At 72.2% G+C, this 26072-nt stretch carries 18 protein-coding genes; 11 read left to right on the top strand and 7 right to left on the bottom strand.

Annotated elements, in window-relative coordinates:
• Positions 1-156: 156 nt before the first annotated feature.
• Both Phou_RS06900 and Phou_RS06895 read right to left on the bottom strand, forming a co-directional pair.
• Complete coding sequence (locus Phou_RS06900) at positions 157-1845, bottom strand: fatty acid desaturase (protein ID WP_173054597.1); 1689 nt, start codon at positions 1843-1845, stop codon at positions 157-159.
• An 18-nt stretch (positions 1846-1863) separates the two neighbouring features.
• The gene (locus Phou_RS06895; RefSeq protein WP_218578814.1) at positions 1864-3156 is read right to left on the bottom strand and encodes a type III polyketide synthase; all 1293 of its coding nucleotides are present in this window, start codon (positions 3154-3156) and stop codon (positions 1864-1866) included.
• Between Phou_RS06895 and Phou_RS06890 the strand changes: the two genes are divergently transcribed.
• A complete protein-coding gene (locus Phou_RS06890; RefSeq protein ID WP_246273345.1) occupies positions 3126-4088 on the top strand; it encodes a sulfotransferase domain-containing protein in 963 nt (320 codons plus the stop codon). The two genes, Phou_RS06895 and Phou_RS06890, sit on opposite strands and share 31 nt — an antisense overlap.
• Positions 4089-4158: 70 nt before the next feature.
• On the opposite strand, the gene Phou_RS06885 is transcribed toward Phou_RS06890, so the two are convergent.
• Both Phou_RS06885 and Phou_RS54330 read right to left on the bottom strand, forming a co-directional pair.
• The gene (locus Phou_RS06885; protein ID WP_173054593.1) at positions 4159-6138 is read right to left on the bottom strand and encodes an ABC transporter ATP-binding protein; all 1980 of its coding nucleotides are present in this window, start codon (positions 6136-6138) and stop codon (positions 4159-4161) included.
• Positions 6139-6197: 59 nt separating this feature from the next.
• Positions 6198-9200 carry a helix-turn-helix transcriptional regulator gene (locus tag Phou_RS54330; RefSeq protein ID WP_173054591.1) on the bottom strand — a complete coding sequence of 1001 codons (3003 nt, stop codon included), beginning with the start codon at positions 9198-9200 and terminating at the stop codon, positions 6198-6200.
• Between the two features lie 140 nt (positions 9201-9340).
• On the opposite strand from Phou_RS54330, the gene Phou_RS06875 reads away from it, so the two are divergent.
• From Phou_RS06875 to Phou_RS06865, 3 genes are all read left to right on the top strand, one after another.
• On the top strand, positions 9341-10432 hold the full coding sequence (locus Phou_RS06875) for an alpha-hydroxy acid oxidase (protein ID WP_173054589.1): 1092 nt from the start codon (positions 9341-9343) through the stop codon (positions 10430-10432).
• Positions 10433-10571: 139 nt separating this feature from the next.
• Positions 10572-11093: a SigE family RNA polymerase sigma factor gene (locus Phou_RS06870; protein ID WP_173054587.1), complete on the top strand. Its 522-nt coding sequence runs from the start codon at positions 10572-10574 to the stop codon at positions 11091-11093.
• A complete protein-coding gene (locus Phou_RS06865) occupies positions 11090-12352 on the top strand; it encodes a TolB-like translocation protein (RefSeq protein WP_173054585.1) in 1263 nt (420 codons plus the stop codon). Before Phou_RS06870 ends, Phou_RS06865 begins: the two co-directional genes overlap by 4 nt.
• 134 nt (positions 12353-12486) lie before the next feature.
• Here Phou_RS06865 and Phou_RS06860 read toward each other — a convergent pair whose 3' ends face one another.
• Positions 12487-13473, bottom strand: a complete 987-nt coding sequence (locus tag Phou_RS06860; protein WP_246273343.1) for a lytic polysaccharide monooxygenase auxiliary activity family 9 protein — start codon at positions 13471-13473, stop codon at positions 12487-12489.
• Between the two features lie 305 nt (positions 13474-13778).
• A complete protein-coding gene (locus Phou_RS06855) occupies positions 13779-15308 on the bottom strand; it encodes a ricin-type beta-trefoil lectin domain protein (RefSeq protein ID WP_173054581.1) in 1530 nt (509 codons plus the stop codon).
• Positions 15309-15552: 244 nt separating this feature from the next.
• Between Phou_RS06855 and Phou_RS06850 the strand changes: the two genes are divergently transcribed.
• From Phou_RS06850 to Phou_RS06825, 6 genes are all read left to right on the top strand, one after another.
• Positions 15553-18048, top strand: coding sequence for a LamG-like jellyroll fold domain-containing protein (locus tag Phou_RS06850; RefSeq protein ID WP_173054579.1), 2496 nt, complete (start codon positions 15553-15555; stop codon positions 18046-18048).
• 138 nt (positions 18049-18186) lie between these two features.
• Positions 18187-19509, top strand: a complete 1323-nt coding sequence (locus Phou_RS06845) for a cation:proton antiporter (RefSeq protein ID WP_173054577.1) — start codon at positions 18187-18189, stop codon at positions 19507-19509.
• A 73-nt stretch (positions 19510-19582) separates the two neighbouring features.
• The gene (locus Phou_RS06840) at positions 19583-21028 is read left to right on the top strand and encodes a DUF2252 domain-containing protein (RefSeq protein ID WP_173054575.1); all 1446 of its coding nucleotides are present in this window, start codon (positions 19583-19585) and stop codon (positions 21026-21028) included.
• A 17-nt stretch (positions 21029-21045) separates the two neighbouring features.
• A complete protein-coding gene (locus tag Phou_RS06835; RefSeq protein WP_173054573.1) occupies positions 21046-21882 on the top strand; it encodes a class II glutamine amidotransferase in 837 nt (278 codons plus the stop codon).
• Positions 21879-23156 (top strand): diacylglycerol/lipid kinase family protein, encoded by a 1278-nt coding sequence (locus Phou_RS06830; protein ID WP_173054571.1) that lies wholly within the window; start codon positions 21879-21881, stop codon positions 23154-23156. The genes Phou_RS06835 and Phou_RS06830 overlap by 4 nt, the downstream gene beginning before the upstream one ends.
• Positions 23153-23920: a metallophosphoesterase family protein gene (locus Phou_RS06825; RefSeq protein WP_173054569.1), complete on the top strand. Its 768-nt coding sequence runs from the start codon at positions 23153-23155 to the stop codon at positions 23918-23920. The genes Phou_RS06830 and Phou_RS06825 overlap by 4 nt, the downstream gene beginning before the upstream one ends.
• 108 nt (positions 23921-24028) lie before the next feature.
• Here the strand turns inward: Phou_RS06825 and Phou_RS06820 are convergent, their stop codons facing one another.
• Positions 24029-24556, bottom strand: coding sequence for a winged helix-turn-helix transcriptional regulator (locus tag Phou_RS06820; RefSeq protein WP_173054567.1), 528 nt, complete (start codon positions 24554-24556; stop codon positions 24029-24031).
• A 100-nt stretch (positions 24557-24656) separates the two neighbouring features.
• Between Phou_RS06820 and Phou_RS06815 the strand changes: the two genes are divergently transcribed.
• On the top strand, positions 24657-26069 hold the full coding sequence (locus tag Phou_RS06815) for an MFS transporter (protein WP_173054565.1): 1413 nt from the start codon (positions 24657-24659) through the stop codon (positions 26067-26069).
• The last annotated feature ends 3 nt before the right edge of the window (positions 26070-26072 follow it).

Genomic DNA, 26072 nt, shown 5'->3' with positions numbered 1-26072 from the left:
GCCGATGTAGGGACCAGCCCATGCGGCCGGCTGGGACAGCCAGGTGGCGACGCTGGAGCGCCGCTGTGCGCGGCTAACCCGGATGGTTCGGGACGGGTGAACGTCGTCTCCACCTGGATCAGGCAGGCGGCCCGGCCGGGCGAGGCCTCGCCGATGTCAGGCGTAGCCGCGCCGCACAGGACCGCCTCGTTGTTGAACGCAAGCCCAGCCGGGTGGGGGAGCGGCCCTGCATGTGATCAGACGCCGACCCCCCGCCAGCCGTCCACTGAGTATCGGAAGAGGGTGCGCACCTGGCCCCCGATCGTCGCGGGCGGCGGCGCCAGCATGGCTTCCGGGGGCGGCGGGGGCGGAGGCTGGCCGGGGCGAACGGTGGGGCGGGGGCGGCGCTGGCTTGGCGGGGCACAGCAGGTAGTGCTTCATGACGGCGGGGAAGCGGTTGAAGATCAGGCTGCGGGGCCGTTCCCAGGGGATGCCGGCCTCGGCGCAGGCTTCCCTCACGGTCTTCTCGCTGGCGAGGTTGGCGAAGCCGGAGCCTTGCCACGGCAGCACGTGGTGTACGCGGTGGGGGCTCAAGCCGGCGCTCAGGAAAAGGTCGACCCAGCGGTTGCCGACGACGGTCAAGTCGTAGCTCAGGCAGATCTGCTGTGCCGCCCAGTCCTCGCGCAGCGGCTCGGGGATCGCGGCGAGCTCCTGCTCCGTGGTCGTCTCCTCGAAGTCGTGGCTAGCGACGACGAGGAACGTGTTGAACCACAGCGTGATGACGAACTGCACCACCCACGCCAGGATGTGCCCGGTGACCAGGCAGGCGATGAACTCGACGACGATCCACGCGCGGATCAGCCAGAAGTCGGTGCGGATCGCGTCCGGGGTGGCGGAGGCGGCCTCCGGCCGGTTGCGCCTGGGGCGCTCGAACTTGGCGATCTCCCTCGCCCGGAAGGGCAGCCCGGTCAGGCAGATGCCGAACTTGTGGAGCGTGTAGCCGGGGATGCGCAGTGCCGGGTGCAGTTGCAGCATGCTGTCGAAGAACGTCTTCTTCACATCGGCGCCGGAGCCCAGATAAGGGTGGTGCAGGAGCACGTGGCCGTCGGATCCGATGAGGCTCGTGCCCACGTAGTTGATGTCGAAGAGCGCCTTGCCGAGCGGCATCGTGTAGCGGCGCTGGTCTTTCCACTTTCGGTGCAGGTGGTAGTGGCCCGAGCCGGCGAGCGAGGTGCGCGTGACGACCATGATGACGACGAATGCCCAGGCGGGCAGGAAACCGGCGATCAGCAGCGCCAGCGCGGCGACGTGCGCGGCGCCGATAATCCAGGTCACGGCGTCGAACGCGCGGTCGTACCGCTTCAGGTCGCGCTTGGAGAACCTCGCGTTCAGCTTGGTGCGGATCTGCGCGAGCAGGCTCCCCGGGTCGCGGTAGTCGAGCTTTGGCAGATCTGTGCGCGCGTCGAAGTCGGGCGCCAGCAGGAAAGGCGGAATGCCGAGCTTGGGGAGCACGTCGTGTTCGGAGATCGGCGGTGGTCCGTCGGGTGGCCGTGGCGCGCCGCCTTCGCTGACCCGGGGCGGCACGATGACCTTCGGCCGCACGGTTTTCCCGGCGAGCTCCGCGATCTCGTACTTCGCGAGGAATCGCCGCGCCCGCTCCGGATCTCGGTGGTACGTGTGCAGGAGGGCGCTGATGTCCCGGCCCTCGGTCTGCCTGAACCACATCGCGCCACCGGGGTGAAGGCTCATCCACTCGGTGAAGTCGTACGCGCGTCCGTCGACGATCCAGAACGGCCGGCCTTGCGGAAGGACTGTGCCGGTGTAGGGCGAACTCCGGTCTGAGCTGGGGGTGATCGTTTCGGACATTTACCCTCCTCTGGCAGGCTATCCGAATTCGAGGAGCGCGGTTTCGATCTGGGCGCCGGGGCCCATCGTGACCATGACGCCGAGGTCACCGGCCGATGTGCGGCCCTCGGCGAGCAGGCGCTGGAGGCTGACGAGAAAGCTGCCGCTGGAGATGTTTCCGTAGTCGCGCAGCACGGAGCGCGTGTGCCGGACGTCGTGCTCGTCGAGGCCGAGGCTGAGCTTGACGGAATCGATCACCACGCCGCCGCCCGTGTGCAGCACCCAGTGCGCGACCGAAGAGAGATCGAGCCCGTTTCGCTTGAGCAGCGTCTCCACGGGCTCGCGGATGTTGAAGCCGATGACATAGGGAATGTCACGGTCGAGAAAGAAGCTCCACTTTCCGGGGCCGGCCTCCCAGTCGAAACGCATGGCCGCCCACTGCTCCGGAATGCAGAAGCTTTCGAAATCGACCACGCGCGGGCCCGCGAGAACGGTGCCGTCACCGCGGTGTCCGGTGATTACCGCCGCTGCCGCGCCATCGCCGAAAAGACTGTTGACAATGCCGGTGCGCGCTGTCTCGTCGACCAGGTAAATCGCGGAGTTGACTTCGCAGCAGACCAGGAGTGCCGACCGGCCCGGATGATTTCTCGCCCACTGCACGAGCGGGCTCATCCCATTCAGGCCGGCGTTGCAACCCATGCCGACGACGTCCGCCCGGTGCAGGTCGCGCCTGAATCCGAGCTCCCGGGAAAACAGCGAGCTGAGCCCGGGCACCATGAAGCCGCTTGATGTGACGCAAAGCAGGTAGTCGACGTCGGCCGGCGACAGCGACGCCGCGTCGAGCGCGTCGTGGATGGCCCGCGATCCGATCTCGAGCGACCCGTCGCGAAACTTGGCGTGCAGCTCAGCCGCGGACTCGGCCCGCGCGCGACCGGTGCGCGGGTCCTTTTCCGGAAGGTAGAGATGCCGCCGCTGGATGTGTGCGGAACCGAGGAGCTTTTTGACGGCGCGGTTTTCCAGGCCGAGCAGCTCGCCGACCTCTTCCTGCGAATAGGATCGGTCTGGAAATGCGCTCCCGACGGCAGCGATAACCGCTGTCCCGCCCCCAGAGAAGGCGGGTAACGAGTGCTGCCATGAGTCAGCATGGAAAGGTCTTCCCCCGTGTCGATGGCCGGGCCTCAGGCACCCGGACGGCGCCAGCGTACGATGCGGTCGACCGAGGCAACATGCTCCGCTCGGCCATTGCTGTACGCCAATCGTCTCGCCACCTGGGCAGTGACGGACCCCGCTACGCTCACCGCGTGGCCTCGACCCCGATCCGCTTTCAGCCACCCGGCGAGGACGGCGGGCGGTGGCTCGGCTTCCGCTTCCGGGCCGGCGACATCGTGATCAGCACGCCGCCCAAGTCGGGGACGACCTGGATGCAGATGATCTGCGCGCTGTTGATCTTTCAGTCGCCCGACCTGCCGGAGCCGCTGTGGCGCCTCTCGCCGTGGCTCGACAGTCCGGGCGCGCCGCGCGAGCACGTGTACGCCCACCTGGCCGCGCAGCGGCACCGGCGCTTCATCAAGACACACGCTCCACTGCGCGAGATCCCGTCCCACCCCGAGGTCACCTACATCGTGACCGCGCGGCACCCGCTCGACGCGTTCGTGTCGCTGTACCACCAGGATCAGATGATCGGCCCCCCACCGGGCCCGCCGCCGCCCGGCCAGCCCGAAGCGCCCGGACCTCCGTGGCTCTTGCCGCCCCCGGGGCCGCCGCCCACGCCCCGCGGGCCGGAGGCGGTCTCACCCGAGCGGTTGCACGAGGCCCTCGTCGCGTGGATCGCCGGCGAGGACCGCCCCCGCGCGCCCGCGGGCGCCCTGCCCGACGTGATGCGGCACCTGACCGAGGCGTGGAGCAGGCGCGACGAGCCGAACGTGGTGCTGGTGCACTACGACGACCTGCTCACCGACCTCGAAGGCCAGATGCGCCGGCTCGACGCGAGGCTCGGCACCGCCGTCGCGGAGCGGTCGTGGCCGGCGCTCGCCGGTGCGGCCACGTTCGCGCGGATGAGGGAGCGCAAGGACATCCTCGTCCCGCCGCCGCCGGGCATCGTCCCCGAACCCTCCCGCTTCTTCCGCCGGGGCACGTCGGGAGCCGCGCGCGAGATCCTCAGCGCCGGCGAGCTGGCCGCCTACCACGCACGCGCCGCCCGCCTCGCCCCGCCCGGCATGCGGGAGTGGCTGCACCGCGAGGACACCACAAAACAAAGGCTTTGAGCTACCGCGACGTCCGCCGTGGTCCGGACCGTTGCTCCCGCGGCCTCACCCTTCGCGGTGGGAAAGCGCACTACCAGGCGGGACCGGGATGTTCGTGGCGGGGGCCTCCCGGCGGAGGCAGGCGATGCCCGTGCGGCGGCGGGAGGTGCCTGCCCGGCGGGCCCGGCCGCCGGCCCACGTCGACCGGCTCCTGACGGGCGAACTGGGTCCGGTACAGGTCGGCGTACAGCCCGCCGGCTGCGAGCAGCTCGTCGTGCCGGCCGCGCTCGCGGATGCGGCCCTCGTCGATGACCAGGATCTGGTCGGCCTCGCGGATGGTGGACAGGCGGTGGGCGATGACGAGCGAGGTGCGGCCGGACAGGGCGGTCTTGAGCGCGCGCTGCACGGCCGCCTCCGACTCGGAGTCCAGGTGCGCGGTGGCCTCGTCGAGCACCACCACCGCCGGCGCCTTCAGCAGCAGGCGGGCCAGGGCGATCCGCTGTTTCTCGCCGCCGGACAGCCGGTACCCGCGGTCGCCCACGATCGTGTCGAGGCCGTCGGGCAGCTCCGAGATCAGGCCCCAGATGCGGGCGGCCTCGCACGCCTCGACCAGCTCGGCCTCGGTCGCGTCGGGACGGGCGTACACCAGGTTGGCCCGGATCGTGTCGTGGTACATGTGCGCGTCCTGGGTCACCACCCCGACCGCGTCGTGCAGCGACTCCAGCGTCACGTCCCGCAGGTCGTACCCGCCGACGCGCACCACGCCCTCGCTCGGGTCGTACAGCCGGGTCACAAGGTGGGTGATCGTCGTCTTGCCCGCTCCCGACGGGCCGACGAGGGCGGTGAGCTGCCGGGCCGGCGCCGTGAAGCTGATGTCGTGCAGCACGCTCATCCGCACCCCGGTGCGCTCGGGCACTGGCAGGGCGATCGACTCCAGCGACGCGAGCGAGACCTCGGAGGCGGCCGGGTAGTGGAAGGTCACGTGGTCGAAGACGATGTCCGCCGCCGCCCCGCCGTCCTGCCCGGCGAGCCGCATCGGCACCGCGCCCGGCCGGTCCTCGATCAGCGGCCGCAGGTCGAGCACCTCGAAGACCCGGTCGAAGCTGACCAGGGCCGTCATCGCGTCCACCTGGACATTGGACAGTGCGGTGATCGGGCCGTGCAGGCGGTTGACCAGCAGGGCAAGGGTGACCATGGTGCCGACCTGGAAGGTGCCGTGCACGACGAGCGCACCGCCCGCGCCGTAGATGACCGCCGTGGACAGGGTGGCGAGCAGGGTCAGCGAGATGAACAGCGAGCTGCCGTACATCGCCCGCTGCACGCCCACGTCCCGCACCTTGGCCGCCCGCCCGGCGAAGAGGCCCAGCTCCTCCCTCGGCCGGCCGAACAGCTTCGCCAGCATCGCCCCCGCGACGTTGAACCGCTCCGTCATCGTCGACCCCATCGCCGCGTCGAGCTGCATCGACTCCCGGCTCAGCCGCTGCAGCCGGCGCCCGACGAGGCGCGCCGGGAGCAGAAACAGCGGGATCAGCACGAGCGCGACGACCGTGACCAGCCACGAGAAGTAGACCATCGCGACAAGCACGAGGATCACCTGCAGCGCGCTGGACACTGTGGACACGAGCGTGGTGGTCAGCGCCTGCTGCGCGCCGATCACGTCGCCGTTCAGCCGGCTGACCAGCGAGCCGGTGTGTGCCCGGGTGAAGAAGGCGATCGGCTGCCGCTGCACGTGGGCGAACACCTGCGTGCGCAGGTCGTAGATGAGGCCCTCGCCGACGCGGGCGGTGTACCAGCGCTGGACGAAGTTGAGGAACGCGTCGAGGATCGCGAGGCCGGCGACGAGGGCGGCGATGCCGACCACGACGTCGACCCGCTTCGGCAGGACGCCGCGGTCGATGACGACCCCGAGCAGCACCGGGATCGCCACAATGATCAGCGCGGACAGCGCGGCGGCCAGCAGGAAGATCGCCAGGTCCCAGCGGTAGGGGCGCGCGTACCTCGCGATCCTGGCGATCGTGCCCCGCCGCACCCGCTGCTTGGTCACCGACGGGTCGGCCCCGAACCCGCGCATCATGTGAGGGCCAGGGCCAGGACCGGGACCGGGATGCATGACGGCGGGTACCTCCTGGCTTACGAGTCGGTCAGGCCGGCGCGCACGCCGACCGCCGCCGCCTCGGCGCGGTTGGTGACGTCGAGCTTGCGGAGGATGTTGCTCACGTGCACGCTCGCGGTCTTCGGGCTCATCAGCAGCTCGGCACCGATCTGCGCGTTCGTGTAGCCCTTGGCGAGCAGCCGCAGCACGTGCCGCTCCCGGTCGGTCAGGCCGTAAGGGTCCACTGTAGGCGGTGGTGCCGGCGGGGGCGCCGCGTCGAGCGGGATGCGGGACCTGCTCGCGAGCCGGTGTACCGCCATGGTCAGGGGCGCCATCCCGCTCGCCGCTCCGGCCGCCGCGCGCAGCGGCTCGGCGGCGGTCAGCGGGTTGCGGGACGTGGCCAGCAGCGCCTCCGCCTGCCGCAGCAGCGCGTACGCCCGGCGGTGCGGGCGGCCCAGGCGCTCCCAGGCGGCGGCCGCCTCGCCCCACGCGTCGGGGTCGCGCCGGCCACGGGCACGTCCCAGCTCGGCGTGCCAGTCGGCCCGGTCGCCCGGGATGGTCGCCAGAAAATGGTGGTCGACGAACGGGCGGCCGTCCATCAGTTCCACAGCGGCCTGCAGGCGGTCGACGGCGGCGCCGGCGGCCAGCTCCGCGTCGCGGTCGCGGCGGGCCCGCGCGGTCTCGGCCAGGTCGGCGGCGGCGCGGGCGCCCAGTGCGAGGAGCTCGCCGCAGTACCTCTCCAGCGTGCAGCCGCCCAGCACGTCGAGCCCAGGCTCCAGGTAGCCGAGCGCCGTGGCGGGGTCGCCGGCCCACAGCGCGGCGCGGGGGAGGAGCCGGAGCCGTTCGTACAGCCACAGGCGGGGACCGGCCAGCCCGAGCGCGGCGACAGCGGCGGAACGGGTGGCGGCCGCCTCGACGTCACCGCGGCAGATCTCGATCTGTGCCCGCCACAGGTGCAGGTTCCAGTCGTCCAGCCGTGGCTCGCCGTCGCCCGCCCCGGCGATGAGCGCGGCGGCGTCGTCGACGAGGCCACGTTCCAGGAGGGACTCGGTCGCGTTGTGGTGCAGCACCGCCGCCCCGTGGCCGTGGACCGCGCCGGCCTCGCGGGTGCGGTCGAGGCCGTCCCGCGCGATCCGCTCTGCCTGCGCCAGCTGACCCATCTTGAGCAGCGCGTTGCTGTGGTACTCAGCGGTCAGGAAGCCCACCCGGAAGCCGAGCTCGCCGTGCGGCCCGGACCGGGCGCGCTCGCGGGCGCGGTCCAGCAGCGCGAAACCCTCGGACGGCGCGCCGTGCAGGAGCGTGACCTCGGCGAGTCCGATCAGCGCCTGGGCGGCCACGAGCGTGGCACCGCAGCGTTCGGCGGCGTCGAGCGCGTCGCGGTAGATGGCTCCGCTGCGGCTGTCGCAGCTGTCCATCCACACGAAGGCCGCGTAGTCGGCGAGCAGGCGGGCGTACTCGGCCGACGGCGGCAGCCCTTCGTGGATGCGCGTCGCCTCTTCGAAGAGGGCGTAGGCGGTGCTCGGCGGCGGCTCGCGCTGCCCGACCACGCCGCGGCTCCAGGCGGTGCGGTGCAGCACGGCCGCGCGCAGCGCGCCGCTTGTCGTGTCCCGGTGCCGGGCGTAGACGTCCTCGATGAGGAGCTCCGCCTCCAGGTCACGGCCGCAGGCCTGCAGCGCGTCGATCGTCCGGACCCGCAGCCAGCCCGCCTCGACCTCCGGCTCGCCGTTTGCGCCGGTGCGGTGCTCCAGGATGGCGGTCGCCCGCTGCCAGAGGTCGGCGGCCGGCGAGTACGCGCGCATCCGGTGGCTGTGCTCCGCGGCCGCCAGCAGGCACCGCAGCTCGTCGTCGGGGCGGCCGGCGGCGGACCAGTGACCGGCGATCTCGGCCGAGAGCGCCGGGTCCGCCATCGCCTCCAGCGCGGCGGCGATCCCGGCGTGCACGCCGCGGCGCTCGTCGGCCAGCAGGTCGCCGGCCACCGCCTCGGCCAGCAACGCGTGCTGCGCCCGGCAGCCGGACTCCGGGCGGGCGCGGTCGGGTAGCGCGAGCTTGGCGTCGACCAGCTCGTGCACCGCGGCGGCGACGTCTGCCGCCGCCATCCCGGTGACCTGGGCGACCACGCTCTCGGGGACGGGCCGGGCGGCCACGGCGAGCACCGCCAGCGCCGCTCGCGCCGGCCCGCTGACCCGCCGCGAACGCGCCACCAGCAGCTCGGCCAGCGCGCGGGGCGGCTCGCGGGTCAGCGCCACCTCCTGGCTCCCGTCGCCGGCGGCGACCGCGGCCGCGATCAGCTCCTCCGCGAAGTACGGGTTGCCCTCCGTCCGCCGGTGCAGCCCGTCGACCATGGCCTCGGGCGGCGGCCCGTCCAGGATCTGCCCGGCCAGCTCGGCCATCGCCGGTCGGGACAGCCCGGCCAGCTCCAGCCGCACCGTCTCGGGCCGGCGGGCCTGCTCGACCCAGCGCGCGACCGCCGGATCGAGGTGGGCCTCGTCGCTGCGGCAGGTCACGACCAGGCTGAACGGGCCGCTCGCCGACGCCCGCAGGTAGGTCAGCAGGTCAAGGGTCGCCCCGTCCACCCAGTGCAGGTCTTCGACCACCACCACGACGGGGCGTCCACGGGCGGCGCGGGCCAGCACCTGCTCGACGGCCGCGAACATGCGCTGCCGCTTCCACTCACCCTCCGGGACCGCGTCGGGGCCGGCCTGGCGACCGACCACCTCCGGCACGAGCCGGGCCAGCTCATCCACTGAGTACGGCGGGAGCGCCGCGAGGACCTCGGCGAACGCCTGGCGGCCCAGTGCCTTGTCGAGGCCGCGGAGCATGTCGATCGCGGGCAGGAGCGGCAGGCGCACGTCCAGCGGCAGGCACGCCGCCTCGACCACCACCGCGCCCTCGCTCCGGACCGCCCGCGCCGCCTCCGTGACCAGCCGCGTCTTGCCGATGCCGACGTCGCCGGTCACCAGGACCAGCCGGCGCGCCTGCCGGACCGCGGCCGCGATCAGGGCCAGCTCACCCTCCCGGCCGACGAGACGTCTCACCCCCACGCCGCCAGCAAATCGCCCACCATCGCTCCGGTCAAGCGCGGCTCTAAGTACCCGCGGATGGGTTTCTAAGGTTTTGACCCGCGATGCCTGGGCGATGTCCCGATGCGGCGACCCGCTGGGTCGGCGCAACCTTGTCCACCATGCGACAAAGCGACGACAACGGCGCGACGGAGTTCGCCACGCTCGACGAGATCCGCGAGGCGGCTCTCGGGAAGCTCTCGGACGCCGCGAGCGACTACCTGGAGGGCGGGGCGGGCGACGAGACGACGCTCCGGCGCAACCGGCGGGCCTTCGAGCGGTGGGCGTTCGTGCCGCGCGTGATGAGCGGCCAGCCCACCCCCGCGACCGCGAGCCGCTTTCTCGGCGTCGAGCTCGCGCTGCCGATCCTGACCGCGCCCTTCGGCGCCGACGGGCTCTTCCACCCGGACGGGCACGTCGCGGTCGCCAGGGCCAACGCGGCCACCGGCACGGTGAGCATCGTGCCCGAGGCCGGCAGCCACTCGCTGGAACGGATCGCCGCGGCCGCACCCCGCGCGGCGGCCTTCGGGCAGGTCCATCCACTGGGGACGGACGAGGGCTTCCTGAGGATCGTGCGCCGGTACGCGGAGGCCGGCTACCGCGCGATCTGTGTCACCTGCGACGTGCCCATCATGGGGCGGCGCGAGCGCGACCTGCGCAACCGGTACCTGCCGGACTACGCCCTGTTCGGTGGCAACTACGCGACGATCGACGAGGCGTTCCGCCAGCTCGGCCAGCTCATCGAGCGGGAGACCCCGGTCTGGCCGTGGAGCCGGCTGGGCGGGCTGCTCGCCCAGGTCGGCCTGCCGTGGATGGCGAAGGGCATCATGACCGCCGACGACGCCCGCGCGGCGGTCGCCGCCGGCGCGAGCGCGCTGGTGGTCTCCAACCACGGCGGCCGCCAGCTCGACGGCCAGCGCGCCTCACTCGACGCGCTGCCCGAGATCCGCGACGCCGTCGGCCCCGCTGTCGAGCTGGCGCTGGACAGCGGCATCCGCAACGGCGCCGACGTGGTCAAGGCGATCGCGCTGGGCGCCGACGCCGTGGTCCTCGGCCGCCTGGCGGTGTACGGCCTCGCGGCGGGCGGCGAGGCCGGGCTGTGCCGCGTGTTCGAGCTGCTCCGCGCCGAGATCACGACCATCCTCACCCTCCTCGGCCGCGGCAGCCTCACCGACCTGACCCCCGCCGCCCTGATCCGCGCCGAGCCCGACTGAGGCCCACGGTGGTCCGGCCGTTCATGCTGGTGGGCTCCGCCGGGCGGTCGCCGCTTGGTAGCGGAAGCGTCAAGCTGGGTGCAGCGGTGCGCGCCCTCCACTCGTCTTTGAGGGTGAAGCGGAGTGAGGGCGAGGGACCGTGAGCGATTCCGAGACTGAACAGTTCCAGCACTTCGTCGCCGGCTGCGGCGACCGGATGTTCCGGGTCGCGCTGGCGCTGACCGGCGGGCACCACGCGGCCGAGGACCTGCTCCAGGACGCGCTGGCGCGCACGTACGCGAGGTGGCGGCACGTGCGGGGCGACCCGGAGGCGTACGTGCGGCGGGCGATGTACCACAGCCAGGTGACGGTGTGGCGCCGCCGCAGCCGGCTCCGGGAGGTGCCCGCCGGCAACGTGCCGGACCGGGCCGACCCGCGGGACGAGACTGCCGCCACCGACAGCCGGCTGCAGCTGCGGCAGGCCCTGATGCGGCTGGGACCGAGACAGCGGGCGGTGCTGGTCGCCCGCTACTTCGAGGACCTTTCGGATGTGGAGACCGCCAACGTGCTGGGGTGTTCGGCCAGCACGGTGCGCAGCCAGACCCACCGTGCGCTGGCCCGGCTCCGCGAGATCGCACCGGAGCTCGCCGGGCTCCACACCTTTCGGGAGAGTGTCGGATGAACAGCCTTCCAGACCTGGTACGCGACAGCCTGACCGACCTGACGGACACGGCGCAGATGCCGTCCGGGATCGGCGAGCGGGCGATGGTGGCGGGTAGGCGGCGCCGGCGGCGGCGCTCGGCGCTTGTCGCGGCCGCCGCCCTGGTCACGGGCGCGGCGCTGGTGGTGCCCTTCGCGGTGTTGAGCGGCGGCGAGGCGCCCACGCCGGGTGCCTCCGGACCGGAGAACGTGCTCTTCGCGGTGCGCCACACGGAGTACCTGGCCCCGTCGCCCGCGGAGTCGGACGTGCACCGGTGGGAGGTGCTCGACCCCGAGACCGGCCGGTACCGCGACGTGATGGTGAAGATGGTGTCCGAGCCGACGGTGGACCTGCGGTACGCCGCGGTGCTCCCGAAGGGTGACGGCGACCTGGTGCCCAACAAGGTCGGCCGGTACGAGACGACGACCGGTGCCCTGCGCTGGTACGACATCCCGTTCCGGCCCGACTTCGTGACGATCTCGCCCGACGGGCGGTACCTCGCCGCGCGCGGCTGGCTCGACGCCGTGCAGGCGGCCGACATCGCCGTCGTCGACCTGGACACGGGCCAGGTGCGGCGGTTCGACACGGCGCAGCTCTACGCGACCGCCGAGCCTCCATCCGGGCCGGACAGGACCAAGCCCACCCTGCCCCGCCTGGGCGTCGCCATGTTCGACGAGCGGACACCGGAGATCGCCTGGAGCCCCGACAGCCGCCATCTCGTCTTCGGCGGTGCCGTCACCGACCTCGACGGCCGGCGGACCGGCGACCTGGCGCGGCCCGATGAGACGGCGATCGTCAGCGTCCACCGGGGCGGTGCCGGCAACCTGATCCGGACCGGGTTCGCCGCCACCGACTACGCGGTGGTGGACAGCGCCGGCGCCATCCGGTACGGCAAGATCCCCGGTGACTGGACGTGCGAGCCGAACACGGGCAAGCAGCTCGACAGGTGCGGGAAACCGTGGGCGGTGTTCGTGAGTTGGCGGGGTGAGGACCAGATCCTCGTACAGACCGGTCCGGATCCCTATGCGAGGACGCAGATCGGCACGGCGCCGCCGGCGCACGAGCCGACCGTAGAGCCGGCCACGTACATCGCGGTGGACCTGCGCACAGGGCACCACGAGCCGGTCTCGGTGCCGCACTTCGACGGCGACGGCTCGGACGGCGACATCGCTCACTCGTTCGTCGTGGTCATCTCGGCCGACGAGCTGTCACCGGCCGTCCGCGACCGCGTGGCGTTCTGAGGTAGAACGCCGGTCGCCGGCGGGCGGCCGGTACGCCGGCCTCTACACCATCCAGGCCACCGCCTACGTGGCCGCACCACCGGGGTGACACGGCGCGGGGGCGGCACCGCCATGGTGCCGCCCCGCTGGTTACCTCAGCTGGCCGTGCAGCTCAGCGTCGGTACGGTGTTGGTACCGTTCCAGCTTCCGGTGAAGCCGAAGCTGGTGCTCTGGCCGGCGTTCAACCGGCCGTTGTAGGCCGCGTTCGCGGCTGTCACGGCGGAGCCGCTCACGGACACGGACGCGTTCCACGAGCTTGTGATGCTCTGCCCGTTGGGCCAGGTCCACCGCACCGTCCAGCCGCTGATCGCGCTGCTGCCGGCGGTCACGGTCACGTTGGCGTTGAAGCCGCCGCTCCACTCGCTGCTCTTGGCGTACGACGCGGTGCAGCCACCGTTGCCCGGCGGCGGCGTCGTCACCGGGGGAGCCGTGGTCACCGGCGGGGTCGTCACGGGCGGCGCGGTGGTGACCGGCGGGGTGCCGCCGCCACCGAAGATCACGTCGCTGCAGAGGTAGTACGGCTGGTCGAGGTGGCTCGCCTGCCAGATCGTGTAGATGACGTGCCGGCCGGTGCGGTTACCGGCGTTGACCTGGGCCTGGTAGAGGCCGGTGGTCGGGTAGCTGCCGGTGCGCTGGATCAGCTCGAGGCTGCTCCAGGTCAGCGGCTGGGTAGCCGGGTTGAAGCCCTGCCGGGTGATGTAGATCAGCAGGTAGTCGGCACCGTGCCGCGCGCCGTCCGTGATGGTCAGCGTGAAGTTGTTCGATATCGGCTTGGCGACCCACGCGCCGACCGCGTCGAGCGACGCGTACAGCCCGCCCTGGGTGCGGCCACCGCTGCAGAGCTGGCCGTCCGGCACCGCGGCCTGGTGGTTGCCGCCCACGTTCTCGCGGTACAGGCCGTTCCAGTTCCACATCGTGTTGGGGTTGGCCTGCCATGCCTGGGCGCACATCGGGTCGGTCTGCGCCATGTTGGGGTTCAGGTGGTCGTCACCCCAGCGCTCCCAACATCCGTAGTTGCGTGACGGCGGGTCGGTGACCGAACCGTGCGCGGACGCGGGAGTGGCCTGGCCGATGACGACCATCGTGGCCGCGGTTACCACGAGGGCTACAGCGCCGAATACCAGCTGTTTGGCTCGCTTTGAGGCTTTCATGAAGTTCCAGCCGTTCCTAACTCGGGCGTGCGGCGCCGACGCGCACGCTGGCGCGTCGAGGACACACGACGGTGACGTACGAGACGTCGAGGAAGCGGGCAAGGGAAGACTGCCCGCGCGTACGGCTTGTGGCTCCCGCCGATGATGTTAACTGATTAATTCACATCCGTGAATGATGGCCCGCGCGGGGGGGTTCTGACGGGCGGGCTCGTCCCGCCCGTCACACCCTCGTACGGTCAGCCGCGGCGCCACTTCTGGTTGGCGCCGCCGTGGCAGTCCCAGGTGATGAGGCGGGCGCCGTCCGCGGAGTTCCAGCCGGAGACGTCGACGCACTTGTTGGCCTGGGGGTTGACCAGGTCGCCGGCGGCGGTCAGCACGAACTGCTGTGCCGGGTTGCCGCTGCAGCCGGCGAGCTGGATCACGGCGCCGGGCGCTGTCGAGCCCCACGCGACGTCCATGCACAGGCCGAGCGCGCGGATCGTGCCGTCGCCGGGGAAGGTCCAGCTCTGCGCGGCCGTGCCGTTGCAGGTCCAGAGCTGCAGGTACTGGCCGTCGACGCCGTTGCTGTTCGGCACGTCGATGCACTTGTCGGCGTAGCCGATGATGCGGCTCGTGCCGCCACCGCCGCCGGACGTGGTCAGGGACAGGCCGTACGCGCCGAGGATCTCGTTGACCGGCTGGTACACCGTCGTCCCGCCGCTGCTGCAGTTGCCGCCGGCGCCGGAGGTGACGCCCTGCGCCTGGTTGCCGCTGATGAACGAGCCGCCGGAGTCGCCGGGCTGTGCGCAGGCCGAGCTGGAGACGAGACCGTACACATAGGAGCCCGAGTAGTTGACGGTCACGTTCTTGGCGGTGATGGTGCCGCAGCGCCAGCCCGTCGTGCGGCCGGAGCGGCAGACGGAGCTGCCCACGGCGGCCTCGGTCGAACCTGCGACGCCGGTGGTACCGCCGTTCCAGGTGTTGACGACCGGGCGGGACACCCAGTTGGCGTTGGTCTGCACCCAGGCGTAGTCGTTGCTCGGGAAGGACGAGCCGCGGAACGTGCCCTGGGCCACCCCGCTGCCGCTGGTGTTGCTGCCCACGCCGCCGCAGTGGCCCGCGGTCACGAAGCCGCCGGAGACGGCGAAGCCGACCGAGCACAGGACACGGTTGTCGATGACGTACTCGTCGCCGCCGCGCGTGTCGTACACGGGACGGTAGGCGCTCGCGGTCGCGACGGCGCGGACCGTGACGCCGGCCGCGCGGGCGAAGCTCTCCGCGGCGGCCACGGTGGACGCTTCGACGACCACGCTATTGGTGGCGGGGTCGACGTACCAGGAGTGGACCGCCTTGCCCGCCGCGGAGGTGCGGCTGTCCAGGGCGGCCTTCGCGCGGTCCAGTTCGGCCGCGCTGCGGTCGACGCGCCGCGGCTGGGCGCCGGCAGCGCGTACCCGGGAAGCCTGCGCCTCGTCAGTGACGCCGACGACGAGCGAGGCACCGTCCGGGGCGACCCAGGCGCCGGCGTAGGTGGAGCCGAGCTCGGTGCGGAGCCGGCGTTCGACGAAGGGTGCGGTCGCCTCGACCACGAGGCGTTCGTGGATCTCGGCGTCGTCGAGGCCGAGGTCGCGGCGGAGGGCGGCGAGCTGGCCCGCCGGCAGGCCGGTGCGGACGGTGGCCGACGGCGCGGCGGGGTCGGCGGCGGGTGCGGCGGCGGCTACCGCCGGTGGGGTGGCCGCGCTGAGGACGAGCGCGGCAGTGAGGACGAGTACACGGGCATGTCGGACCATCGGAAACCTCCCCAGAGCGCGAGAGCGCTCTCTGGAAGGAACCTTTACTGTTCGGGTGGACGTTTGTCAATGCGTCGGTGAACGAATCTGATCGCGCTCTCCGCATCGCTCGCCCGCCACTGGGCTGCGGTGCGACCGGTTCTGATCGGATGCGAGACCGAATCTGATCGGTTGATATTGACTTTGATCGTGACGAGTGCTTGGTTGGGTCCGAGGAGTTCCGGGTGGATTTCAGGAGGGTTCCATGAGACGCACCGCCGCCCTGACCGCTCTGCTCAGCCTGGTGGCCGCCACTGCGAGCGCTCCCGGTGTGGCGCACGCCGGCAGCGCCCCCGCCCAGTGGCAGCCGGGCACACCCCCGATCAGCACGCCGTGGACCGCCGAGGTCGGCCCGGACAACGCTCTCCCCGAGTACCCGCGCCCCCAGCTCGTCCGCAACCAGTGGCAGAGCCTCAACGGCGTGTGGCAGTTCGCCGGCGCCGCCGAGGGCGAGGCACCCCCGTTCGGCGACGAGCTGAGCGAGCGCGTCCTGGTGCCCTACCCGATCGAGTCCGCGCTCTCCGGCATCCAGCGCCGCGAGGACCGCATGTGGTACAAGCGCGCGTTCCGGGTGCCGACCCGCTGGCAGGTCGGCGGCGAGCAGCGGCTCCGCCTCAACTTCGGCGCCGTCGACCACGACGCCGTCGTGTGGGTCAACGGCACGCGCGTGGCCACACACCGCGGCGGCTTCGACGGCTTCAGCGTGGACGTCACCGACGCCCTGCGCCCCGCCGGGCAGCAGGAGCTGATCGTCGGCGTCACCGACCTGACCGACCAGACCTGGCAGCCGGTCGGCAAGCAGCGCAACGTGCCGGACCGCGGGATCTTCTACACGTCGGCATCCGGCATCTGGCAGAGCGTGTGGATGGAGCCGGTCGCGGCCGGCCACATCGAGCGGCTCCAGCTGACGCCGGACCTCGCTGACGGCAGCCTCCGCCTCACCGCGCTGGCCGAGGGCGGGAGCGACCTGCGGGTCGAGGCGGCTGCGTACAACGGCTCGCGGGTCGTGGGCCGGGTCAGCGGTGCCGCCGGCGCGGAGCTGCGGCTGCCGGTGCGCAACCCGAAGCTGTGGTCGCCGGACTCGCCGTTCCTCTACGACCTCACGGTCAAGCTCTTCGACGGCTCGCGCCGGGTCGACATCGTCACGTCGTACTTCGGCATGCGCGAGGTCGGCACGAAGCGGGGCGCGGACGGCAAGCCGTACATGACGCTGAACGGCGACATCCTGTTCAACATGTCCACATTGGACCAGGGCTTCTGGCCGGACGGCATCTACACCGCGCCCACCGACGAGGCCCTGCGCTTCGACGTGGCCGAGCACAAGCGGCTGGGCTTCAACACGATCCGCAAGCACATCAAGGTCGAGCCGGACCGCTGGTACTACTGGGCCGACAAGCTCGGGCTCATGGTGTGGCAGGACATGCCGTCGATGCGCACCGGCGGTACGCCGCCCGAGGAGGCGCGGCAGGAGTTCGAGCGGCAGCTGCACGAGATCGTCGAGGAGCACCGCAGCTGGACGTCGATCACCGTGTGGGTGCCGTTCAACGAGGGCTGGGGCGAGTGGGACCGGGTCGCGACCGGACGCATCGCCGACGCGGTCAAGGCGCAGGACCCGAGCCGCCTGGTCAACGCGCACAGCGGCGTCAACTGCTGCAACTCGCACGGCGACTCCGGCCGCGGCGACATCCTCGACTACCACCAGTACCTCGGACCCGCGTCACCGGTGCCCAGCGGCGACCGGGTGGCCGCCGACGGCGAGCACGGCGGCCTGGGCCTCGAGGTCGAGGGGCACATGTGGTTCGGCGAGGGCCACGGGTACGAGATGACGCCGGACAGCGCCACGCTGACCGCCCGCTACGTCCAGAACCAGCGGGACCTGCTCACGATCGCCAACAGGTGCGGCCTCTCCGCCGGCGTCTACACCCAGATCACCGACGTGGAGCACGAGGTCAACGGCTTCTACACCTACGACCGGCAGGTGGAGAAGATGGACTTCGACCGGGTGCGCGACGTGAACCTCGCGGTCATCAGGTCGGTCGACGGCTCGGGTGCCAACGTGCCCCAGCCGCCACCCGGCACCCCCGGCCTCACCGGCGTCGGCTACTGGCCGATGGACGAGGGGAGCGGCACGGTCACCGCGGACGCGGCCGGCGACCACGACGGCACGCTCGTCAACGGTCCTACGTGGACACCCGGCAGGAGCGGCAGCGCGTTGCAGTTCAACGGCGCCAACCAGTACGTCGACACCGGTGCCGCGATCCTCGACACGACGGCCGGCTACACGGCGTCGGCGTGGGTGCGGCTGGACAGCCTCGGCGGCTTCGCCACCGCGGTCAGCCAGGACGGCGACAGCCACAGCGCGTTCTTCCTGCAGTACTCCGGCGCCGACAACCGGTTCGCGTTCAGCTTCGCCGGCATCCGCGCGCTCGCGCCCGCCGCGCCGGAGACGGGGCGCTGGTACCACCTCACCGGGGTACGTGACCTGACGACCGGGTCACTGACGCTCTACGTCGACGGCCAGCGGGCCGGCACCGCGAACGCCTGCCTCGGCGACCGGTCCAGCGGCCACACGGTCATCGGCCGGGGCAAGTTCAACGGCAACCCGGTCGACCACTGGCGCGGCGCGCTCGACCAGGTGCGCGTCTACGACCGCGCGCTGTCCGCGGCCGAGGTCGCGCAGCTCTACACGTCGGGCGGCTGACGCGCGGACGCGGTGAAGGGCCGGCTCTCGGCGTGCCGGCCCTTCGCCGTGAAACACCGCAATCTGGGAGATCTCGCAGCACCATTCCGGTCATAGCCTTCCACCAGAGCGATCATCCGCCCGGTGGGAGGAGAAACGATGTCGCTGGCGGTGAGCCCAACCGCGCCCATCGGAGCCCATCCGCTGCTCGTCCTGCTGCTCCAAATAGGACTGTTGCTGCTGCTCGCTCTCGCCCTCGGCCGGCTGGCCATCCGGCTCGGCATGCCGGCGATCGTCGGCGAGCTGACCGCCGGCGTCCTCGTTGGACCGTCCGTACTGGCGCACGCGCTGCCCGGCGTCTCGGCGTGGCTGTTTCCCCGCGACCCCGCTCAGGTCCACATGCTCGACGCGGTGGGACAGCTCGGCGTCCTGCTGCTGATCGGCATCACCGGGATGCACATGGACCTCGGCCTCGTACGCCGGCGCGGCACCACCGCCGCGAAGATCAGCATCGCCGGTGTCACCGTGCCGCTCGGCCTGGGCGTGGGGATCGGCTTCCTGCTTCCGGTCAGCCAGGTGCCGGACTCGGCGGACCGTACGACGTTCGCACTGTTTCTGGGCGTGGCCATGGGCGTCAGCGCCATCCCCGTGATCGCCAAGACGCTGCTGGAGATGCGGCTGCTGCACCGCAACATCGGGCAGCTGATCCTCTCCGCCGTGATCGTCGACGACTTCATCGGCTGGATCCTGCTCTCGGTCGTCTCCGCCATGGCCACCGTCGGCGTACGCGGCGGCGACCTCCTGCTCGCGGTCGGCGGCCTGGTCGGCGTGATGCTGCTCGCCCGGCTGCTGCGCCGGCCCGTGGGTGCCGTCCTGCGGCGCGCCTCCCGCACGCCGGACAACGGGCCGCTGCTGGCCGTGGTGGTCGTCCTCGTCATCCTCGGTGCCGCCGCCACGCAGGCACTGCGGCTGGAGGCGGTGTTCGGCGCGCTCGTCGCCGGGATGCTCGTCACCGGCACCGGCGCGGTCGACCTGTCCCGGCTGGCTCCGCTGCGCGTCACCGTGATGGCGGTACTCGCGCCGCTGTTCTTCGCCACGGCCGGGCTGCGCATGGACCTGACCGCGCTCACCGACCCGGAGGTGCTCCTCACCGGGGTCGTCATCCTTGCCGCGGCGATCCTGGGCAAGTTCGCCGGCGCGTACATCGGCGCGCGGCTGAGCCGCCTCTCGCGCTGGGAAGCGCTGGCCCTCGGCGCGGGCATGAACGCCCGCGGCGTCATCGAGGTGATCATCGCGATGGTGGGCCTGCGGCTCGGTGTGCTGACCCCGGCCATGTACACCGTCATCGTGCTCGTCGCCGTCGTCACCTCGCTGATGGCGCCGCCGGTGCTCCGCCTCGCGATGGCGCGCGTCGAGCACACCGCCGAGGAGCGGCTGCGCGAGGACATGTACGACGCGGACCCGGCGGCCACCGCCCGCTGAGCGAAGGTGGCGAATCGGCTCATTCCGCACCTGGACCGCTATACGATCACATGATCAGCGGGGGTGAGCCATGATGACGACGGCCGCACACCTGCCGTTCATAGGGGCGGGCAGCGAGCAGCGACGTGACCCGAAAGCGCGCGCGAAAGAAGGGCGGGCCGCCCGGAAACAGGTGCCCCACGCGAGCCACGCCGAGTGGCGGCCGGCCAAGGACCGGCCGGACCCGGTCGACGTGCTCATCGCGCAAGGTGCCTCGCGCCTGCCGGAGCTGGTACCGATCCGACACGGCCGGATGCTCGTCTCGCCGTTCACGTACTACCGCGGCGCCGCGGCCGTCATGGCGGGTGACCTCGCTTCGACCCCGGTGTCCGGCTTCGTCACCCAACTGTGCGGGGATGCCCACCTGACCAACTTCGGCGGGTACGCGTCGCCGGAGCGCAACCTCGTCTTCGACATCAACGACTTCGACGAGACCTTCCCGGGCCCGTGGGAGTGGGACGTGAAGCGGCTCGCCGCCAGCTTCGTCATCGCCGCGCGCGACAACGGCTTCGGCCGCAAGGAGCGGGCCGCGATCGTGAAGACCACACTGAGCAGCTACCGCAACGCGATGGCGACGTTCGCGGGGATGGGGGAGCTGGCCGTCTGGTACGCCCACGCCGACGCGAGCGCGGTCTCCCGCATCATCAGCACGACACCGTCCAAGCGCACCCTCAAGCGGTTTCAGCGGGCGCAGGCGAAGGCGCGCACCCACGACAGCCTCCAGGCCCTGCGCAAGCTGACCGGCGTCGTCGACGGGCAGCGGCGGATAATCGCCGACCCGCCGCTCGTGGTACCCGTGCACGACCTGCTCCCCGACATCGAGCGCAAGCTCCTCGAGGAGCAGCTGCGGGGCCTGCTGCGCGGCTACCGGCGCACGCTGCCGGACGACCGCCGGCACCTGCTCGACTCGTTCGAGTTCGTCGACATGGCCCGCAAGGTGGTCGGTGTGGGCAGCGTCGGCACCCGGTGCTGGATCGTGCTGCTGCGCGGCCGCGACGACTCCGACGCGCTGCTGCTGCAGGTCAAGGAGGCGCAGGTATCCGTCCTCGCACCGTACATCATGGACAGTGGTGTGCTGCCGTGCGTGCGGCACTGCGGCGAGCGGGTGGTCGCGGGGCAGCGGCTGATGCAGGCGGTCAGCGACATCTTCCTCGGCTGGCAGACCGCCGAGGGCATCGACGGCCAGGTGCGCGACTTCTACGTACGGCAGCTGCGGGACTGGAAGCAGTCCGCCGTCATCGAGGGCATGGACGCGGCGACGATGCGGGCCTACGGCGACCTCTGCGGGTGGGTGCTGGCCCGGGCACACGCGCGGACCGGCGACCGGGTGGCCATCGCGGCGTACCTCGGTGAGGACGACACGTTCGACCGGGCGCTGCTGGAGTTCAGCGAGCGCTACGCAGACCAGAGCGAGGACGACCACACGGCGCTCGCCGCGGCCGCCAGAGCGGGGCGGATTCCGGTCATCACCGGGATCTGAAGGGAAGGGGAGACACGATGTGTCGCTGGCTGGCCTACTCGGGGACGCCGATCCTGCTCGAGGAACTGCTCTACAAGCCGAAGCACTCGCTCATCGACCAGAGCCTGCACGCCAAGTTCGGCGTGGAGACGACGAACGGCGACGGCTTCGGCATCGGATGGTACGGAGTGGACGGTCCGCCCTCGCCGGCGCTCTTCCGCGGCATCGGTCCCGCGTGGGGTGACCACAACCTGCGCGAGCTGTCCCACGCGATCTCCTCGCCGCTCCTGCTGGCACACATCCGGGCGAGCACCGGCACGCCGGTGCAGCAGACCAACTGCCACCCGTTCCGCGACGGGCGCTGGCTTTGGCTCCACAATGGAGCGATTCACGAGTTCGCGAAGCTCAAGCGCGACCTCGTGTTCGCGGTCGACCCCGCCCTGTACCCGTCCATCGCCGGCTCGACCGACTCGGAGGTCATGTTCTACCTCGCGCTCACCTTCGGGCTGAAGGACGAGCCGGTCGCGGCGGTGGAGCGGATGGTGGGCTTCGTCGAGGAGGTCGGGCGCGCGCACGGCGTGGCGCAGCCGATGCAGATGACGGTGGCGACCACCGACGGTAACCGGCTGTGGGCGTTCCGGTACTCCACCGAAGGCAAGAGCCGGTCGCTGTCCTACAGCACCGAGATCAGAGCGCTGCGCGAGCTGTACCCGGAGAACGAGGTCTTCCAGCGCGTGTCCGACGAGACCCGCCTCGTCGTCTCCGAGCCGATCGCCGACCTGAGGGACGCGTGGCTGCCGATACCCGAGTCCAGCTACCTGGTCGTGCAGAAGGGTGCCGACGAGCTCGGCACGTTCCGTCCGAGGAAGGCGTGACGCCGAACTGGCTGGCCCGGCTGGCGATCGTCCTGGCGCTCGCCGCGGCGGTGTTTCCGCTCGCCGCCGCCGGCCTGCGCGGGAGCCTGCTGCTGATCCTCGTGGGCTTCGCCGGCGTCGCGGTGGCACTCGCGGCCGCCTGGTGGTTTCTCGCCCGCCGCGGGCTGGTGCGCTGGCTCGCCGCGGTGGTGCTGGTCGCCGCGCCGGTCGCGGTCGCCGTGATGTACCTCCGCGCGCACCTGCTCTGGGTCGTCGTGGTCACCGTGGTGCTGTGGTCAGCCGCCCTCGCCGCCGGCCGCGCCGCGCTCGTCGCGCCGATCAAGCCGCACGAGTACGAGACGCCGCCGCCGCGCCATCCGTTCCTCATCATGAACCCGCGCTCCGGCGGCGGGAAGGTCGAGCGCTTCCACCTCGCCGACCGGGCCCGCGCGCTCGGCGCCGACGTCGCGCTCCTCAACGGGCCGACCGACGTCGTCGCGCTCGCCCGGCGCGCCCTCGACAGCGGTGCCGACCTGCTCGGCGTGGCCGGCGGCGACGGCACGCAGGCGCTGGTGGCGGGCGTGGCGGCGGAGCGTGGCGTCCCGTTCATGGTGATCTCCGCCGGCACCCGCAACCACTTCGCGCTCGACCTCGGCCTCGACCGCCAGGATCCGGCGACCTGCCTCGACGCGCTCACCGACGGGGTCGAGGTGCGGGTCGACCTCGGCCGGATCGGCGACCGCACGTTCGTCAACAACGCCTCGTTCGGCGCGTACGCGGCCGTGGTCAAGAGCCCCGCCTACCGCGACGACAAGGCCGGCACCACGCTGGACCTGCTGCCGGACCTGCTGGCCGAGGAGGGCGGGGCGCATCTGCGGGTACGGGTCGGCGACATCGAGCTCGCCGGACCGCAGGCGGTGCTGGTCAGCAACAACCCGTACGACGCGGACGACATCGCCGGCCTCGGCCGCCGCCCCCGGCTGGACCGTGGCGTGCTCGGCGTCCTCGCGGTCAAGGTGCGCGGCGCGATGGACGCGACCCGGCTGGTGCGGGGGCTGCGCTCGAAGGTGCTCACGATCACGACCGTCGACCGGGTGGTCGTCGAGGCCGACACGCCGCTGGTCCCGGTCGGCATCGACGGCGAGGCCGTATCGCTGCCGACGCCGGTGTCGTGCACGATCCAGCGGGCGGCCCTGCGGGTCCGGGTGCCGCGACACCGCCCCGGCGTGCCGCCGCCGCGTCCCTCCGTGGACTGGGCCCGGCTCGGCCGGCTCGCCCTCCCCGCCGGCCGGTGACCGTGCCGCCACTTGTCATCGCGCACGTCTCCGACCTGCACCTGGGCGCCGACGACCCGCTCGCGGTGCGAACCCTGGCCGCCGACGTGGCCGCCGCCACGCCCACGCTGACCGTGGTCACCGGCGACTGCACGATGCGCGCCCGCCCGAGCCAGTTCAGGGCGGCGGCCGCCCTCCTCGACCGCTTGCCCACCCCGCGCCTCGTCGTGCCCGGCAACCACGACGTGCCGCTGTCGGTGCCGGCTCGCGCACTACGGCCGTACACCCGCTATCGCGCCGCGATCTGCGCGGACCTGGATCCGCTCGTGCGCACGCCCGGCCTGACCGCCCTCGGCCTGAACTCGATGCCACGCTGGCGGTGGAAGAACGGCGCGGTCACCGGCACCCAGGCCGGTGCCCTTGTCGACCACCTCGGCGCGGCAACGCCCGGCGTGCGGCTGCTGGCCCTGCACCACCCGCCGTTCGCGACCGGCGCCGCCGGCATCGTGGGCCGCAACCGCCTGGAACACGCGCTGGCCGCCGCCCGCGTCGACCTTGTGCTGGCCGGCCACACGCACGTGCCACGGTCGAGGCGCGTGCCGCTTGCCGGCGGGCACGCCGTGGTCGAGGTGGTGGCGGGCACCGCCACGAGCCGCCGGGTCCGCGGCACTCCCCGCTCATGGACCCTCATCCGCATAGACGCCGGCACGATAGAGGTCACCCCCCGCGAGGAACACGCCGGCACCTGGCAACCCACCCAACCGACGCGGTACCCCCTCGCCTGAGCAGGGACGGCAGCTATCGCAGTTGATCAGGGAGTTGGCGGGCGTGTCTGCCGGCGTTTCCAGGCACGAAGTCCCTGATCAACGGGGCTGGAGGCCCGCGAGGGCGAGCTAGAGCACCGGCTGGAGCAAGCGGTGCGGGCCGGCGCGGAGGGCGACGCTGACCGGGTCCTGCCTCGGGTGGGTGGGCTTGCCGGGGCCGGGGTGTGACTCGATGTCGGCCGGCGGGACGTCGGTGTTTCCGCAGGTGGGGCAGCGGCTGGCCGGGTCGATCTCGGTGCCGCACTTCGCGTGGCGGAAGGTGCGCAAGGGCTTGCCGGTGGCGAAGTGGCGCTCGCCCCAGGACATCAGCGGGAAGATCACCGACCAGAGCTCGACGCCGCGGGCGGTCAGCTTGTACTCGTCGCGGGGCGGGGAGTCCTGGTAGCGGTGGCGCTCGAGGATGCCGGCCTCGACCAGCGTGGCCAGGCGGTCGGCCAGGACGGCGCGCGGGATGTCCAGGTGGGCCAGCAGGTCGCCGTAGCGGTGCACGCCGTAGAAGGCGTCGCGGACGATGAGCAGCGTCCAGCGCTCGCCGACCAGCTCCAGCGCTCTGGCCAGTGAGCAGTTCTGCCCTTCGTAGTTTTTGCCCAGCGCCACGAGTGTGATCCTACCCCCAGCTCAGTTCATTCAACGAACCGACCTTGCTAGGGTCAGTTCGTTCATTGAACCTTTGTGACCGAAGCTGGGAGATCCGCGCATGTCGACAACAGCCGTGCTGGCGCCGCCCCGGGACGAGACGCGGTCCGGGTCCCGCGCCCTCTTCGTGGTCTGCGCCGCGACCCTGCTCGTCCTCATGAACTACACCGCGCCGGTCGCCGTGCTCCCGGAGACCGCGCGCAGCCTCGGTGCCGGCCTGACCACGCAGACCTGGCTGATCAACGCGATCACCTTGGGCCTCGCCGCCACCCTGCTCGTGGCGGGCAGCCTGGGCGACGACTTCGGGCGCCGCCGCGTCTTCCGGATCGGCCTCGCGCTGCTGGCGGTGAGCACGGCCGCCACCGCGGTCGCGCCGAACGCCGGTACCTTCATCGCCGCCCGCGTGGTGCAGGGTGTGGCCGGCGCGGCCATCCTCGCCGCCGGGCTGGGGCTGCTGGGGCACGCGTTCCACACCGGGGCCGGGCGCGCGCACGCCACCGCCCGCTGGGCGTCGATGCTCGGCGCCGGCATCGCGATCGGCCCGCTCGCCTCGGCCGCCCTCGCCGCGGTCGGCAGCTGGCGCTGGTTCTACGTCATCCTCGCGGCCCTCGCCGCGGTGCTCGCGTTGGCCGGCGGCCCGCTGCTCGAGGAGTCACGCGCCGCACGAGCCGCCCGCGTCGACGTGCCCGGCGTGCTGACCCTCGGTGCCGGCCTGGCGCTGCTGCTCGTCGCCGTGACCACCGGGCGCACCGGCTGGCTGCGGCCGGCGACGCTGGTACCGCTGGCGCTGGCCGCGGTGCTGCTGGCGGCCTTCGTCGCGGTGCAGGCGCGCGGTCGGGCGCCGATGCTCGACCTGGCGCTCTTCCGCCGGGTGGACTTCCGGATCGCCACGCTGGGCGCGCTCTTCACCGGGCTCGCCGCGCTCGGGCCCAGCACCGTGCTCCCGACGCTGGTGCAGCGGCTGATCGGGGTGAGCGCGCTCGGCGCGGCCGGCTTGGCCTTCGTGTGGGCGGGCGCCTCGTTCGTGGTCAGCAACCAGATGCGCCGCCTCGGCACGCGGGTCGCGCCGGCCCGCCAGCTCGCGCTCGGCTTCGCGCTCACCGCGGTCGGCTACGTGACGATGCTCGGGTACGCGGACGCGCGCTCGTGGCTGCGTACCATCCCGGGGTTGTTGCTCTCGGGTGCGGGCAGCGGGCTGCTCAACGCGGCCCTCGCCCGGATGGCCGTCGCCAGCGTGCCCGCGGACCGGGTCGCGATGGGCTCGGGCGCCAACAACACCGCGCGGTACGTCGGCGCCGCGCTCGGCGTGGCCGCCAGCATCACCGCGGCGTCGAGCATGCTGCCGGACGGGCAGAGCGCGGGCTTCTCCGCCCACGGCGCCGACGCGGTGCTGCTGCTCGGCGCGGCGCTCGCCATCCTGGGCATCGTGGTCGCGCTGGGCTCGTTTACAGCTCGTTCACCACGCCGCTCCTAGCTT

It is taken from the genome of Phytohabitans houttuyneae (genome assembly GCF_011764425.1).
Lineage (GTDB): Bacteria > Actinomycetota > Actinomycetes > Mycobacteriales > Micromonosporaceae > Phytohabitans > Phytohabitans houttuyneae.
This window is presented reverse-complemented; position numbering and strand designations above follow the sequence as displayed.

Excerpts from the sequence above, each read along its gene's own strand:
- Phou_RS06840 (WP_173054575.1), top strand. The coding sequence starts at position 19,583 with ATGACGACGGCCGCACACCTGCCGTTCATAGGGGCGGGCAGCGAGCAG.
- Phou_RS06815 (WP_173054565.1), top strand. The coding sequence starts at position 24,657 with ATGTCGACAACAGCCGTGCTGGCGCCGCCCCGGGACGAGACGCGGTCC.
- Phou_RS06835 (WP_173054573.1), top strand. The coding sequence starts at position 21,046 with ATGTGTCGCTGGCTGGCCTACTCGGGGACGCCGATCCTGCTCGAGGAA.
- Phou_RS06875 (WP_173054589.1), top strand. The coding sequence starts at position 9,341 with ATGCGACAAAGCGACGACAACGGCGCGACGGAGTTCGCCACGCTCGAC.
- Phou_RS06860 (WP_246273343.1), bottom strand. The coding sequence starts at position 13,473 with ATGGTCGTCATCGGCCAGGCCACTCCCGCGTCCGCGCACGGTTCGGTC.
- Phou_RS06855 (WP_173054581.1), bottom strand. The coding sequence starts at position 15,308 with ATGGTCCGACATGCCCGTGTACTCGTCCTCACTGCCGCGCTCGTCCTC.
- Phou_RS06900 (WP_173054597.1), bottom strand. The coding sequence starts at position 1,845 with ATGTCCGAAACGATCACCCCCAGCTCAGACCGGAGTTCGCCCTACACC.
- Phou_RS06845 (WP_173054577.1), top strand. The coding sequence starts at position 18,187 with ATGTCGCTGGCGGTGAGCCCAACCGCGCCCATCGGAGCCCATCCGCTG.
- Phou_RS06865 (WP_173054585.1), top strand. The coding sequence starts at position 11,090 with ATGAACAGCCTTCCAGACCTGGTACGCGACAGCCTGACCGACCTGACG.
- Phou_RS06850 (WP_173054579.1), top strand. The coding sequence starts at position 15,553 with ATGAGACGCACCGCCGCCCTGACCGCTCTGCTCAGCCTGGTGGCCGCC.
- Phou_RS06885 (WP_173054593.1), bottom strand. The coding sequence starts at position 6,138 with ATGCGCGGGTTCGGGGCCGACCCGTCGGTGACCAAGCAGCGGGTGCGG.